This window comes from Rhizobium anhuiense bv. trifolii (assembly GCF_024346605.1).
GTDB classification, from domain to species: domain Bacteria; phylum Pseudomonadota; class Alphaproteobacteria; order Rhizobiales; family Rhizobiaceae; genus Rhizobium; species Rhizobium anhuiense.
Genome location: NZ_CP098803.1, coordinates 994,280 through 1,008,735 on the forward strand (window position 1 = coordinate 994,280; position 14,456 = coordinate 1,008,735).

Consider the following 14,456-nt stretch of genomic DNA (forward strand, 5'->3'; position numbering starts at 1 on the left):
GGTTCAGGGCGCCAGGCAGGCGGCAGAGACCTTGTAGGCGGAGAGCGTCTTGCCCTTGTAGTTGCCTTGCGTCGGCTGCCAGCTCTTCAGCACCTCGGGCGCCTCGGTGGCGCAGTTGAGGCCCCCGTCCGTCAGGAAAAGCACTTTGCCGGTAATCTCGGCCGGGAGCGCGAATTCCTGCTCGTAATAGCTCTCCGGAAGGCCCGCCGGCGCTCGCGCATAGATCCTGTAGGATGCGTCGCGGAGCGTATAGAAAAGATCGGCGACCATGTCGCGATTGTCGGTGACGATGATGTCGGTGCCGGCCTGACCGGCGAGTGCGGCAGCCTCGCGGCTGACCTCGGCGCGGCCGAGATAGCGCTTCATCAATTCGTCGCCGTTCGGCAGCAGCAACTGCTGCGGAAAGATCGTCGCCAGCGGAAAGAGCAGGCTGGCGATGCCGTTGATGGTGAGCGACAGTTTCAGCCCCTTCGGCCACATCCGGTAAAGCAGCCAGACGGCAAGGATGGTCCCGGCGACATAGGCGGTCACCGCCCAGTTGGCATAGGCCTTGGCGACCGTCGCCTGCAGCGTGATCAGCACCACCACCGGCATCGACAGCCAGACCAGCATCTTTTCCCGGTCGTCGCTCCTGCCCTTGATCATGCGATAGACCGCCCAGAGCATCGCAAAGAAGATGATCGGCCCGACGACGCCGAACTGGGCGGAGAAGAATTCAAGCCCGCGACGGAGATTGATGCCGAGTTCGCTCCAGTGGGCGATGTCCTGCGTATGCCGCACCGTCGTGTTGTCGTGCTGCAGGTTCCACCAGAGATTCGGCAAGGCGACGACCGCCGCGACGGCGACCGCGATGATGAAATCCCGAATGGCGATGCGCGCCGCCGGAATGAGCAGGAGGGCAATCGCGCCGCCCGGAACGACGAACAGCACGGCATATTTCGACAGGAAGGCGAGGCCGACCCCAAGGCCCATGAGGAGCGCCAGCCCGACCGAGCGTCGCTGCGTCAGGCCGAAATAGGCAAGCAGGGCGATCGCGATGAAGAACAGCAGGATAACGTCGGTCGAGAAGAACACCGAAGAAAGCGCCACACCGGGAAGGGTGATGTAGGTGGCGCCCGTCCAGCCTTCGATCTCCGGCCCGACGAAACGCTTTGCTATCTTCATCAGCACCAATGCTGCCGCCATGTGGATCAGCGGTCCGAGCAGCCTGATCCAATAGATGGCGTTGGAGCCGGAAAACTCGGTCATCGCCCGGATCACCCAGGCGATCATCGGCGGCTTGGAATAATAGCCGAGATCGAGATTCTGCGACCAGAACCAGTACTGCGCCTCATCGACGAAAAGGTCCGTCGCATCAAAATTGAGCAGGACGACGCGCCAGAGCGTGAAGCTGAGAACGATGAGGAGACCAGATCTGGGGGACATGAACGAATAGTTCCGCTGACATGAAAGGCGCGAGTGCGATACACCAAAGGTGCCGGACTGCCAACGGGGAAGGGGCGGTCTACAGCCTGTCGCACAAAACTGTGTAGCGGTTTTGCGATAACGACATGCGTTGGAAATAAGGAGCCGGAGCGCGAGGAGCGTATCTGAAAGCGCGACGCGCTTAGAACACCCGAAGCGTGCGGGTATCGCGGTGTGCAGCGAGAAAATCGAGGAGGGCGACGGCTGCAAGCAGCGTCATTGCTATCAAGCAGGAACCCAATCCGAGAACAATCATTGCCCTGTCCTTGTCGACGTCATGTCTTGGTTATCGACCGGCATATACCACGGAGCTTGCGTGTGCCTTGTAGCAGCCATGCAACTCCGCAACAGTATTTGCAGCCAACTGCCTTGAATTGCTTCAAAAGCCTGTCCTGCGAAAGGCTTATTAACCTTCAGGCAAGGAATTAACCATAAACATTGGTTTACACGTCGGAATGGGAAGATGCACTCGTTCCCACCAGGCATGACGCCGTCCCGCCGTACCGGGTTGATCCGGTATCCATCTCTTCAGACAGCTCCGAAACATAGCTGATCAGGGGGCTTCGATCCGCCGGTTGTAACCGGTGGTGAGAACCGTCTCCACGCTTCGCGTTCAACGGATGCTGCGCAGGTTTTTCGCCGGGCCGTCGCCCGGAATGTGGTTGGGGACAGGCATTGAGGCAGGACATGCCATCAGATCAGGCTCGTGGAGCGCAGGCAGGCAGCTTGCGCGACCGCCTGCGCTTTGCTGGTCTCGATGCCGACCAGTGCGAGCTGGTGCGCCGCAACCGGCCGGCCCTCGAAGCCCATTTGAAGGCGGGGCTCAGGGATCTCTTCCATCGATTCCAGTCGTTCCCCGACGCCTCGCGCAATTTCGAGAGCGAGCGTCAGGTCGAGCGCCTGCATGATCTGCAGTCCTCGCATTGGGACGTGCTGACGGATGCGCGGTTCGACAGTCTCTATGCCGAGCGCGTCAAGGTGCTCTCCGATACCGAAAACAAGATGGGCCTCGACCCGCGCTGGCACGTCGCCGGCCATGGCGTCATGCTGGAGCATGTCGTTTCCGGTCTTGCCCAGGAGATTGCCGGCCGTCCGCTGTTGCCGTCGGCCAAGCGCCGCGGCCGTGAAATCTCCGATCTGATGACGGCGATCATCCGAATCGTCATGGTCGATGTGGAAATTGCCGTCTCGCTGCGCTTCAACGCGCTGCGCGCCGCCCAGAGCCGCGCGCTCGCCGATCAGCGCGCCGACAACGAGGCTGAGATCGCCCGGATCTTCGGCGATGTCATCGAAGGTCTTTCTGCCCGCGACCTGACACGCCGCGCGCCCGTCGACGGCGACCATGCCGGGATCGCCGCCGCGCTGAATGGCGCGTTGGACGGACTTCAGGCGGAATTTGCCGCGATCACAGAGCGCACGCTCAAAGCCGAAGCGGCGACAGGCTCGCTTGCCGGCCTGTCCAGGCAATTCGCCGGCACGGCTTCCGGCCAGGCCGACCGGCTGCAGCTTTCCGCCGCCGCCCTTGCCGGCATTGCCGGCAGTGTTCGCGACGGTGCGGCCGACAGCCGCGCCGCCGAACAGGCAGCCGCCTCGACGCGCGCCGCGGTCGAGGAAAGCGGTGAGGTCGTCGGTCGCGCGATCAGCGCCATGGCCGATATCGAACAGTCGGCGGAAAAGATCGGCCAGATCATCGGCGCGATCGACGAGATCGCCTTCCAGACCAATCTTCTGGCGCTGAACGCCGGCATCGAAGCCGCGCGCGCTGGCGATTCCGGCCGGGGCTTTGCCGTCGTCGCCCAGGAAGTCCGCGCCCTTGCCCAGCGTTCGGCCGAAGCCGCCCGCGAGATCAAGACGCTGGTGACGACGACCAAGGCGCAGGTCGACGCCGGCGTGCAGATGGTCGGCCGCACACAGGATTCGATCGGCAGCATCGTGCGTCAGGTCACCGACATCAACGCCGCCATCGCCGGCATCGCAACGAGAACCGGCGAACATGCCGCAAGCCTCGACAGCGTCACATCAGACGTCAAGGGTCTGGGCGGCGAGGTGGCGGAGAGTGCCGGCCTGGCGGAGCGCTCGGCTGAGGGCGCCGACCACCTCCACACCGTCATTCTCGAGCTCGGCCAGACGGTTCGCGAGTTCCGCATCGCTCGGGAAAACGCCAATGCCGGGCGCCCGGCGCCGGTTCGCGCCGCACCGCCGCGCGCCATCGAAGCCTCTGCCCGTCCGGCACCGGTCGAAGACGCCTATGAAAATGATGATTTTGGCGTTCCGAAGCCCTTCGCAAGCGTCGGAGGTGGGCGGAATGTTTACTAACCTATCGGATGATTGCCTCAGCTCGTCTTCTCGAGCCGGGGACAAGGGGACAAGGAAAAGCTGATGGCAGCAAAGAAGAGTGGCAAGACGCTGGATTTGACAGCGGTGCTCGACCTCAACGAGGCTTCCGCCTTGCGCGACAAACTCCTCTCCCTCAGGGGCAGCGGCCTTTCGATCGACGCATCGGGCGTCGAACGGATCGGTGCTCTTTGCGCCCAGGTTCTGATGTCCGCCGAGAAGACCTGGGAACAGGACAAGCAGCCGTTCACCTTCTCCAAGGTGTCCGACGCATTTCAGAAAACCATGCAGCTGGTTGGCGTCAATATTGACCACCTGCTTGCCAAGGAGATTCGGCAATGAAGAAAAAAGTTCTTACCGTGGATGATTCCCGCACCATCCGAAACATGCTGCTCGTGACGCTGAACAATGCCGGCTTCGAGACGATCCAGGCGGAAGACGGCGTCGAAGGCCTCGAGGTTCTCGAAGAGTCCAATCCTGACGTCATCGTGACCGACATCAACATGCCGCGTCTCGACGGTTTCGGCTTCATCGAAGGTGTTCGCCGCAACGAGAAATATCGGGCCATCCCGATCCTGGTCCTGACCACCGAAAGCGACGCGGAAAAGAAGAACCGCGCCCGCCAGGCCGGTGCCACGGGCTGGATCGTCAAGCCTTTTGACCCGGCCAAGCTGATCGATGCCATTGAGCGTGTAACCGCTTAAACCCAGGATTTGCTCCTATGGATATGAACGAAATCAAAGAGATCTTTTTCCAGGAGTGCGAGGAACAGCTCGCCGAGCTGGAATCCGGTCTTCTGAAAATGAATGATGGCGATCGCGATCCGGAAACCGTCAATGCGGTGTTCCGTGCCGTGCATTCGATCAAGGGTGGCGCCGGCGCCTTCGGCCTTGATGATCTGGTAGCCTTCGCCCATGTTTTCGAGACCACTCTCGATTGCGTTCGATCCAACAAGCTTGAGCCGACCCAGGACGTCCTGAAGGTGATGCTGAAGTCGGCCGACGTGCTGGCCGACCTGACGAATGCTGCGCGCGACGGCGGCAGTGTCGATGAAAGCCGCAGCCGCGGCCTCGTCAAGGAGCTCGAGGCGCTGGCCAACGGCGAGTTGCCGTCTCCTTCGGCATCGGCCGAGGCGCCCGCGCCGAAGGCTGCCGCAAAGCCCGCGGCCAAGGCCGCTCCAGCGCCGGCCGTCAAGCCGACGGATGACAGCGGCTTCCAGCCGATCCCCTTTTCCTTCGACGATTTTGGCGGCGAAGGCGATGCGGGCTCCGACCTGCCGACCTATGAAGTCATCTTCAAGCCGCGCTACGAACTCTATTCCAAGGGCAACGACGCGACCCTGCTGCTGCGCGATCTCTCGCGCCTCGGCGAAATGACCATCTATTGCAACACGGATGAGCTGCCGGGCCTCGAGGAACTCGATCCGGAAGGCGCTTATTTCTTCTGGAACGTCACGATCAAGACGGACAAGGGCGAGGACGCCATTCGCACCGTCTTCGAATTCGCCGAATGGGATTGCGAACTGACGGTGAAGCCGCTCGAGGAAGCAAGGGCTGACGCGACCAGCAACGACGAACTGCCGATGGTGCCGGTTCCCTTCGATCTGTCGATCCTGGATGAAACGGGCGCAACCGAAGAGGTTGCCGCCGACGCGCGCGCCGAAGAGACGGCCGCCGCCGTTGCCGCCGCCGAGACCGCCTCCAACGTTACGCAGATGGCCGCAGCCGCAGCCCGTGTCGAGAAGAAGGAATCGGCCGCCGCCGCAGCCGCCGCCGCAAGCGCTGCCGCCCAGAACAATGCCGCCGGCGCCGGCCAGACGATCCGCGTCGATCTCGACCGTGTCGACCGCCTCATCAACCTCGTCGGCGAATTGGTCATCAACCAGGCGATGCTGTCGCAGAGCGTCATCGAGAATGACACGACCGGCACCTCCTCGATCAATATGGGCCTCGAGGAGCTGCAGCAGCTCACCCGCGAGATCCAGGACTCGGTCATGGCGATCCGCGCGCAGCCGGTGAAGCCGGTGTTCCAGCGCATGTCGCGTATCGTCCGCGAAATCGCCGACATGACCGGCAAGTCGATCCGCCTGATCACCGAAGGTGAAAACACCGAAGTCGACAAGACGGTCATCGACAAGCTGGCCGAGCCGCTGACCCACATGATCCGCAATGCCGTCGACCACGGCATCGAAACGCCCGAAAAGCGCGCAGCCGCCGGCAAGAACACCGAAGGCACGGTTCGCCTGACCGCCAAGCATCGTTCGGGACGCATCCTGATCGAGCTTGCCGACGACGGCGCCGGCATCAACCGCGAGAAGGTCCGCCAGAAGGCGATCGACAACGATCTCATTCCGGCCGATGCCAACCTTTCGGACGAGGAAATCGACAACCTGATCTTCCTGCCGGGCTTCTCGACGGCCGACAAGATCTCCGACATCTCCGGCCGCGGCGTCGGCATGGACGTCGTCAAACGTTCGATCCAGGCGCTCGGCGGCCGCATCAACATCACCTCGAAGCCGGGTCACGGCTCGGTCTTCACCATGAGCCTGCCGCTGACGCTCGCCGTTCTCGACGGCATGGTGGTCACCGTTGCCGGCCAGACGCTGGTCGTGCCGCTGACGGCGATCGTCGAAACCCTGCAGCCGGAAGCGGCCGCGATCCACTCCTTCGGTGCCAACCACCGGCTGATCTCGATCCGCAACTCGTTCTGCCCGCTGGTCGATGTCGGCCGCATCCTGAACTTCCGTGCGACCCAGGCCAATCCTGTCGAGGGCGTGGCGCTTCTGGTGGAATCCGAAGGCGGCGGCCAGCGCGCCCTGATGGTCGATGCCATCCAGGGTCAGCGCCAAGTGGTCATCAAGAGCCTGGAGGCCAACTACACCCACGTGCCGGGCATTGCCGCCGCCACCATTCTCGGTGACGGGCGCGTGGCTCTCATCCTCGATGTCGACGCGGTTGTCGGCGCCTCGCGCGGCCAGTCGCTCAAAGCGGAAATGTCGTTAGCAGCGGTAGGGTAAGGGAATGTCGTACACTGTAAAAAATCTGAACGAGGGGGATCGCGAACTGATCGCGTTCCGCATCGGGGATCAGGAATTTTGCGTGAACATCATGTCGGTTCGCGAAATCCGGGGCTGGACCCCGGCGACCGCGATGCCGCACTCGCCTGCCTATATGCTTGGTGTCATCAACCTGCGCGGCGCGGTGCTGCCGATCATCGACCTGGCCGCCCGGCTGGGGATGAAGCCGGCCGATCCGACTGCCCGTCATGTCATCATCGTCGCCCAGGTCCGGCGCAAGGTCGTCGGCCTCCTGGTCGACGCCGTCTCCGATATCCTGACGGTGACCGACGAAACCATCCAGCCGACGCCCGAGATCTCCTCCGAACTCGAGCGTCAATTTGCCCGCGGTATTCTCGCCATCGAGAAGCGCATGATCTGCCTGATCGAACTCGAATCCCTCTTTTCAGAGACCGAAAGCGAAGCCGCATGAGTGTAATGGGCGCAAAAGATCAAAGGCAGGGATCCGACGAGGTCCTGGCGAGCGGAGAATATCCGCTGACGCGCCGCGACCTCACGGAGATCGCCGCGATGATCTATTCGGATGCCGGCATCTTCCTCAATGAGACGAAGGCGTCGCTCGTCTATTCGCGCCTGTCGAAACATATCCGCAATCTCGGCCTGTCCGGCTTCCGGGAATATTGCGACCTCGTCGCTTCGCCGGCCGGCGCCCCGGCGCGCCGCGAGATGCTGTCGCATCTGACCACCAATTTCACCCGCTTCTTCCGCGAAAACCACCATTTCGACCATCTGCGCGACCATGTCCTGCCGGAGCTGCTGCAGCGGGCGAGATCGGGTGGCAGGGTGCGCATCTGGTCGGCCGCCTCCTCCGACGGCCAGGAACCCTATTCGATCGCGCTGACCGTGCTGTCGCTGATGCCGAATGTCGCCGATTACGATTTCAAGATTCTGGCAACCGACATCGACCCGAAGATCCTGGCGATCGCCCGGGCCGGCGCCTATGACGAGAACGCGCTCGAAACCGTTTCGCCGGCCATGCGCAAGCAATGGTTCAGCGAAGTCGAGGTGCAGGGCCGCAGGAAGTTCCAGGTCGACGACCGCGTCAAGCGGCTGATCACCTACAACGAGCTGAACCTGATGGCGCAATGGCCGTTCAAGGGCAAGTTCGACGTCATCTTCTGCCGCAACGTCGTCATCTATTTCGATGAGCCGACGCAGATGAAGATCTGGCAGCGTTTCGCCGGCCTGCTGCCGGAAGGCGGTCATCTCTATATCGGCCATTCCGAGCGTGTTTCAGGCGAGGCAAAACACGTCTTCGACAATATCGGCATCACGACCTATCGCTATACGACCAAAGGTCTCGGGAGGAAGGCATGAGCGCTCCGGCAAGGGTTCTCGTTGTTGACGACTCGCCGACGATGCGCGGGTTGATCACTGCCGTCCTGAGTTCCGATCCCGAGGTCAACGTCATCGGCCAGGCCGGCGACGCGCTGGAAGCGCGCGAGGCGATCAAGCGGCTGAACCCGGACGTCGTGACGCTCGACATCGAGATGCCGAACATGAACGGTCTCGATTTCCTCGAGAAGATCATGACGCTGCGCCCGATGCCGGTGATCATGGTCTCCACCATGACCCATCGCGGCGCCGAGGCGACGCTTGCGGCGCTGGAGATCGGTGCGTTCGACTGTGTCGGCAAGCCGGGTCCGGGCGAACTCAGGCCCTTCGGCGACCTCGCCGAGAAGGTCAAGGCCGCCGCGCGCACACAGCGCCAGTTCTCGCAGCCCACCGCCGCGCCAACGCCACCGCCCTCCGTCGCCGATTTCCGCGTCGGCCGCAAGATCGTGGCCATCGGCTCGTCGACCGGTGGCGTCGAAGCGCTGATCGCCGTGTTGCAGAAATTTCCGGCAAATTGCCCGCCGACCGTCATCACCCAGCATATGCCGCCGACCTTCACCAAGAGCTTCGCCGAACGGCTGAACCGCCTCTGTGCCCCGGTGGTGCAGGAAGCGACCGATGGTGCCCGCCTCGAAATCGGCAAGATCTATCTGGCGCCCGGCGGCGAGCGTCACCTTCAGGTCAGCGGCGCCTCGGCGCCGTCCTGCCGCCTCGTCGACCGTGCTCCGGTCAATGGCCACCGCCCATCCGTGGACGTACTGTTCGATTCGGTCGCGGAACTGGCGGGCCGCAACGCCGTCGGCGTGATTTTGACCGGAATGGGCCGCGATGGCGCCGCCGGATTGTTGAAAATGCGCCACGCCGGCGCCAGAACGCTCGGCCAGAACGAAAAAACCTGTGTCGTTTACGGAATGCCAAGGGTTGCCCACGAACTTGGCGCCGTTGAGCAGCAGCTGCCGCTGTCTGCCATCGGTGAAGAAATATTGAAAATGACAGCCGCCCGAAAGGAAGGGACCGAATAAATGTCGATCGCGGAGAAAATCAAAGTTCTGATCGTCGATGATCAGGTAACGAGCCGATTGCTGCTCAGCGACGCGCTGACCCAGCTCGGTTTCAAACAGATCACGTCGGCCGGCGACGGCGAGCAGGGCATGAAGATCATGGCCGAGCAGCCGCACCACCTGGTGATCTCGGACTTCAACATGCCGAAGATGGATGGCATCGGCTTCCTGCAGGCCGTGCGCACCAACCCGAACACCAAGAAGGCGGCCTTCATCATCCTCACCGCTCAGGGTGACCGCGCACTGGTACAGAAGGCGGCCCAGCTCGGCGCCAACAACGTGCTCGCCAAGCCGTTCACGATCGAGAAGATGAAAGCGGCCATCGAAGCCGTGTTTGGAGCCCTGAAATGATCACTGAGGGGGCAGCCCGCCGCGTGCACATCATTCAGGGCGAGTACAAGGTTCTGAGCGATCCGAATGCGGTCCTCTCGACCATTCTCGGTTCGTGCGTGGCTGCGTGTCTCAGAGACCCCATCGCCGGCGTCGGCGGCATGAACCACTTCCTGCTGCCCGGTTCGGCGACCTCGCCGACATCAGGCGGCGATGCCACGCGCTACGGCGTGCATCTGATGGAACTGCTGATCAACGGTCTCCTGAAGCAGGGCGCCCGGCGCGACCGGCTGGAGGCAAAGATCTTCGGCGGCGCGAAGACGATCTCGACATTCTCCAATGTCGGTGAGCAGAACGCGGCCTTCGCCGTGCAGTTCCTGAGGGATGAAGGCATTCCGGTGGTCGGTTCCTCCACCGGCGGAGAACATGGACGCAAGCTTGAATATTGGCCGGTCTCCGGTCGTGCGCGGCAATACCCCCTGACCGGCGCCGAAACGCAGAGAACCGTCGCTCTCGAGCAGCGTCCCGCCGCTCCGCAGAAGCCCGTCGAAACCAGTATCGAATTTTTTTGATGGCGAGGATTTTCATATGACATTTAACCCGGTGATGGAGCCGCCTGCGCCCGTCGAAGCGCTGAGCGACATCCTGATGCGCATCGTTTCGGAACTGCACGACGTCGCCTATCTGATCGAGCGCATCGAGCCACAGCTTCTCGAACTCGGCGGCGCGGAAATCCTGAATTCGCCGGATGCCATGAAGGTCATGCAGGGCATTGATCTCGCCGTGCAGAAATCGCGCGGCCTTGCCGAATTCATCGACACCATCACCGGCGAAATCCCGCACGGCTGGTCGGTCGACGTCGCAACCGCGCTCAGCCTCGTCAAGCTGGCCGAGATGCAGAAGGCATTGGGCGGCGCCACCCGCCACGGCCATTCCCAGCCATTGAGCAAGGCAGCCGGCGACTTCGATTTCTTCTAAAGCACCTCGCGCCAAACCGGATTCATGCGACATGCTTGTGGATGTCGTTATCCCAAAATCACTATTTTCTTCCGGGCGGCGGCATTAGGCCTTTTCGCTCCCGCAGCGCTTCACGAAACGCTCGCACAAGTTTCGCCGACTATTCGTCTGATGAGGCAATAAGCCTGCTTTGTCTTTGACGGATCGTGCGAGAACAGAATGAATCTGTTAAATCAATTAGTTCAGATCTTTAAGAACTTCGGCTCCCTGGGCCGAACGCGCCTGATGATTCTTGGAGGCGTCGGTGCCGTTTCCATCGCAATCGTCCTTGCGGCCGCGCTTTTCGTCAACAAGCCGGCACAGGAAACGCTCTATGTCGGTCTGGATTCGCCGGATCTCAATCAGATCAGCATGGCGCTTGCCGAAGCCAACATCGATTTCCAGGTCGGCACGGACGGTTCCAGCATCAGCGTCCCCGCGGGGTTGACGGGCAAGGCCCGCCTGATGCTTGCCGAGCGCGGCCTGCCGAACAGCGCCAATGCCGGTTACGAACTTTTCGACAACGTCGGCTCCCTCGGCCTGACCTCCTTCATGCAGGAGGTGACGCGGGTTCGAGCGCTGGAAGGCGAAATCGCCCGTACCATCCAATCGATCTCGGGTATAACAGCCGCGCGAGTCCATATCGTCATGCCGGAGGTCGGAAACTTCCGGAAGGCCGAGCAGAAGCCGACCGCCTCCGTCATGATTCGCGCCAGCGCCACCGCCGGGCGCAGCGCGGCGACCTCGATCCGCCACCTCGTCGCCTCGGCCGTGCCGGGGCTTGACATCGATGACGTGACGATCCTCGATTCCGCCGGCCAGCTGCTTGCATCCGGCGACGAGGCGAGCAACAGCTCGCTGAACCGCTCGCTCAACATCGTCCAGAACGTCCAGCAGGAAGTCGAATCCAACATCGACAAGGCGCTGGCGCCCTTCCTCGGAATGGACAACTTCCGCTCCAGCGTTACCGCCGACCTCAACACCGACGCCCAGCAGATCCAGGAAACGACCTACGATCCCGAATCCAAGGTCGAACGCTCGGTGCGCTCGACGAAGGAAGCCCAGCAGTCGCAGCAGAAGACATCCGATAGCGCGACGACGGTCGAGCAGAACATCCCGCAGGCGGCTCCCGAGGCCGGCGGTTCCGCCGGGCCGGAATCGCAGGACAAGTCCGACAAGCGCGAAGAGCAGACGAACTACGAAATCAACAGCAGGACGACGGCGACGACCCGCAACAGCTACAAGGTCGAGAAGCTGTCGATCGCCGTGGTGGTCAACAAGGGCCGCATCGCCAAGATGGTTGGCGAACCTGCCGATCAGGCCAAGATCGACGCCTATCTTGCCGAGATGCAGAAGATTGTCACTTCGGCGGCCGGCATCGACGCCAAGCGCGGCGACGTCGTCACCGTCACGGCCATGGACTTCCTCGAGAATCAGCTGCTCGAAGACGCCACCGGTGGTGTCCGTGTCATGGACATGCTGAGCCGCAACCTTGCCGGCATCATCAACTCGCTCGCCTTCGTCGCGGTCGCCTTCGTGGTGGTCTGGATGGGCCTGCGGCCTCTGGTGCGCAGCGTCAGCGGCAACGGCGGCGGCTCGGTTCTCGGCGACGCCACGCCGGAAGCGGCCGGCCTCGAGCTTCCCGACTTCGCGCCCGCGGCAGGAGCCTCCGGAGGTGCTCTCATGGACGGCTTCGGGTCCGACTTCGGCTTCGACAGCACCGAGGACCTGCTCAGCCTCGGCGACGACGACGGAAACTTCAACCGTCGCGTCAAGGAAGGCCCGGAACGCAAACTCTCTCGCATGGTCGAAATCAACGAGGAGCGCGCCGCGAAAATCCTCCGGAAATGGGCGATCGACGACGCAGCGTAAGGGAAAGGCCGGGCAACCGGCCTTTTTTTATGTCGGTAGCAGGCACTATGTCCTGCAGCGGGATGTATCGGTTCCCGCAAAGCAAATGACGGCCGGCGCCAGCAATTCGAATAGGATATAGGCTTGACTGCAGTGAATGCCGCTTTAGAGAAATTTGTTGAGGCATACTCGCGTAAAACGCGAATCAAGTTGCGGTACAGCCAGAATCACCTTAGCCTCCCCTATATCTTGAAGGGCGCGAATGGTGCTCGAATCAGTGCATGGACGGCAGCTGATGTAAATCCCTAGAAGTCGGAGATGGTGATTTACATCGGCTGGCTTACCCTTAGGTGATTCGAAATGGGATTCGAGCGGGACTTGAATTGAATCCTTTACAGAAAAATTGCTGTTGCACCGAGTTTGATCGTTTCTCAGCCGCAGGACGTTGCCAATGGATATGAACATACTTCAGGCGAGCAAGGGCGAGAGGCAGATGGCGAATTTCGCGAGCGCGGTGGCGCCGGGTCTATTACCCCGCGATGAAGTGATCCAGCGCCTGCACGGTGTCGCCGACACTGGAAGGTTGCAGTCCGGTCTGCGCGCGCTGACGGAGTATGTAGGTGCTTCGCACTATCTTCTGGCGCGCTGCGATCTCATTCAGGAAAGCGGCCTCGATTTCATCGTTTCGTCCGATTGGCCTTTCGATCTCGTCAAGGACATCGCCAATGATCTGGTCAGCGGCTATGCCCGTTCGACCGAGCTGGAAAAATGCATGCAGGTCTTCCAGCCGAATTTTGCTCTTCTGCCGGATAGTGCCGATGTGCCGGACGGCGCCAGCCGCCAATATTGTTCATTGACCTTCAATGTCGGCCGGTCGCGGCTGGCCTTGATGTTCCTGTTCGGCGAAGGGTTCATCCTTTCGCCGGAGCGCCTGCGCGATGTGGGCCTGCTTGCAGGTTATGTCGCGAGCTTCCTCCGCTGCGGTGGCACGAAGGTCGATCGCGATTTTGAATTGACGGACCGCGAGCTCGAATGCCTGTTCTGGATCGCCGAGGGCAAGACCAGCGACGAGATCGCGATGATCCTTGGAATCTCCCGCAATACCATCAACAACTACATCACCAGCGTGATGCGCAAGACGGCGACCAAGACCCGCTCCGAGGCCATTGCCTTCGCCGTCCGCAATAATCTCGTATAGGGGGGATCCATGGCACATTCACCAGGCAGGACGATGAGCAGCGCCGAGCAGCTGCGCATGGTGCGTGTGAACAGGATTTCCAGCCGGTCCGATCTTTTTCCGCGGCTGATCGCCATGCAGAAGCTCGCCGATGCGCAAGGCTTTGCGATCTTCCGCGTCAGCGGCTCGGGCCTTCCGGCAAAGCAGCGCCTGGTCTGCGAGCTGGAGAACTGGGGCTCTTCCAATGCCGGTTTCGGCAAGGCTTTCATTGATGCCTACGGCGATATCCTTCTCGACCATATCGACAAGTCGCTGCTGCCGCTCTCATGGGCCGGCGGTCACGACCGCGCGGCGCCTGGCCCGGCCGACTTCTCGCCGTTCATGACGCGGCTGCAGAACGGTATTCTGCCTTTCTCCGGCCTTGCCTTTCCGGTGCGGCTCGGCGCCGTCGGCAATGGTTTCATCCTCTTCACCGGCGATGAGATCGATCCGTCGAGCGATACCATCGTCGAGCTGCACGGTCGCTGCTGCCATATCATGATGGATCTGCTCTCGCTCGATGAACGCCGCACGGCTGCCGCCGAGGCCTTGAGCGAACGCGAGATCGCCTGTCTGCAGCTTGCCGGCGACGGCCGCATCAGCGAAGAGATCGCCGACAAGCTCGGCCTGTCGGTGCACACAGTCAACGCCTATCTCGGCTCGGCGACCATCAAGCTCGATTCCGTCAATCGCATACAGGCGATCGCCAAGGCGATCCGGCTCGGCTACATCAGCTGAACCAGCGCCGTTCTTCTATCCAATATGGATGAATGCTCGATTGTCTTGAGAGGAC

At 61.8% G+C, this 14,456-nt stretch carries 14 protein-coding genes; 13 read left to right on the forward strand and 1 reads right to left on the reverse strand.

Going from position 1 to position 14,456, the window contains the following annotated elements:
- Positions 1 to 3 precede the first annotated feature (3 nt).
- Entirely contained in the window at positions 4 to 1,425 is a 1,422-nt protein-coding gene (locus tag NE851_RS13435) for an ArnT family glycosyltransferase (RefSeq protein ID WP_183908774.1), read from the reverse strand.
- Positions 1,426 to 2,151: 726 nt separating this feature from the next.
- Between NE851_RS13435 and NE851_RS13440 the strand changes: the two genes are divergently transcribed.
- The 13 genes from NE851_RS13440 to visR all read left to right on the forward strand — a co-directional run bounded on the left by NE851_RS13440 (position 2,152) and on the right by visR (position 14,401).
- The gene (locus NE851_RS13440; protein WP_183904529.1) at positions 2,152 to 3,780 is read left to right on the forward strand and encodes a globin-coupled sensor protein; all 1,629 of its coding nucleotides are present in this window, start codon (positions 2,152 to 2,154) and stop codon (positions 3,778 to 3,780) included.
- A gap of 63 nt (positions 3,781 to 3,843) precedes the next feature.
- Complete coding sequence (locus tag NE851_RS13445; RefSeq protein WP_003545491.1) at positions 3,844 to 4,140, forward strand: STAS domain-containing protein; 297 nt, start codon at positions 3,844 to 3,846, stop codon at positions 4,138 to 4,140.
- Positions 4,137 to 4,502, forward strand: a complete 366-nt coding sequence (gene cheY1, locus NE851_RS13450) for a chemotaxis response regulator CheY1 (protein ID WP_003570362.1) — start codon at positions 4,137 to 4,139, stop codon at positions 4,500 to 4,502. The genes NE851_RS13445 and cheY1 overlap by 4 nt, the downstream gene beginning before the upstream one ends.
- A gap of 17 nt (positions 4,503 to 4,519) precedes the next feature.
- Complete coding sequence (locus NE851_RS13455; protein ID WP_047615218.1) at positions 4,520 to 6,814, forward strand: chemotaxis protein CheA; 2,295 nt, start codon at positions 4,520 to 4,522, stop codon at positions 6,812 to 6,814.
- A gap of 4 nt (positions 6,815 to 6,818) precedes the next feature.
- On the forward strand, positions 6,819 to 7,286 hold the full coding sequence (locus tag NE851_RS13460) for a chemotaxis protein CheW (protein ID WP_028755568.1): 468 nt from the start codon (positions 6,819 to 6,821) through the stop codon (positions 7,284 to 7,286).
- Entirely contained in the window at positions 7,283 to 8,191 is a 909-nt protein-coding gene (gene cheR, locus NE851_RS13465; RefSeq protein WP_028755567.1) for a protein-glutamate O-methyltransferase CheR, read from the forward strand. The genes NE851_RS13460 and cheR overlap by 4 nt, the downstream gene beginning before the upstream one ends.
- Positions 8,188 to 9,231: a protein-glutamate O-methylesterase CheB gene (gene cheB / locus NE851_RS13470; RefSeq protein WP_047613585.1), complete on the forward strand. Its 1,044-nt coding sequence runs from the start codon at positions 8,188 to 8,190 to the stop codon at positions 9,229 to 9,231. The genes cheR and cheB overlap by 4 nt, the downstream gene beginning before the upstream one ends.
- The gene (locus tag NE851_RS13475) at positions 9,232 to 9,621 is read left to right on the forward strand and encodes a response regulator (protein WP_003556488.1); all 390 of its coding nucleotides are present in this window, start codon (positions 9,232 to 9,234) and stop codon (positions 9,619 to 9,621) included.
- Positions 9,618 to 10,172 (forward strand): chemoreceptor glutamine deamidase CheD, encoded by a 555-nt coding sequence (gene cheD, locus NE851_RS13480; RefSeq protein WP_028755565.1) that lies wholly within the window; start codon positions 9,618 to 9,620, stop codon positions 10,170 to 10,172. The genes NE851_RS13475 and cheD overlap by 4 nt, the downstream gene beginning before the upstream one ends.
- Positions 10,173 to 10,188: 16 nt before the next feature.
- The gene (gene cheT, locus NE851_RS13485) at positions 10,189 to 10,578 is read left to right on the forward strand and encodes a chemotaxis protein CheT (RefSeq protein ID WP_028755564.1); all 390 of its coding nucleotides are present in this window, start codon (positions 10,189 to 10,191) and stop codon (positions 10,576 to 10,578) included.
- 198 nt (positions 10,579 to 10,776) lie between these two features.
- Complete coding sequence (fliF, locus tag NE851_RS13490; RefSeq protein WP_028755563.1) at positions 10,777 to 12,468, forward strand: flagellar basal-body MS-ring/collar protein FliF; 1,692 nt, start codon at positions 10,777 to 10,779, stop codon at positions 12,466 to 12,468.
- Between the two features lie 430 nt (positions 12,469 to 12,898).
- A complete protein-coding gene (visN, locus tag NE851_RS13495) occupies positions 12,899 to 13,645 on the forward strand; it encodes a transcriptional regulator VisN (RefSeq protein WP_028755562.1) in 747 nt (248 codons plus the stop codon).
- A gap of 9 nt (positions 13,646 to 13,654) precedes the next feature.
- The gene (visR, locus tag NE851_RS13500; protein ID WP_097595985.1) at positions 13,655 to 14,401 is read left to right on the forward strand and encodes a transcriptional regulator VisR; all 747 of its coding nucleotides are present in this window, start codon (positions 13,655 to 13,657) and stop codon (positions 14,399 to 14,401) included.
- Positions 14,402 to 14,456: the final 55 nt, after the last annotated feature.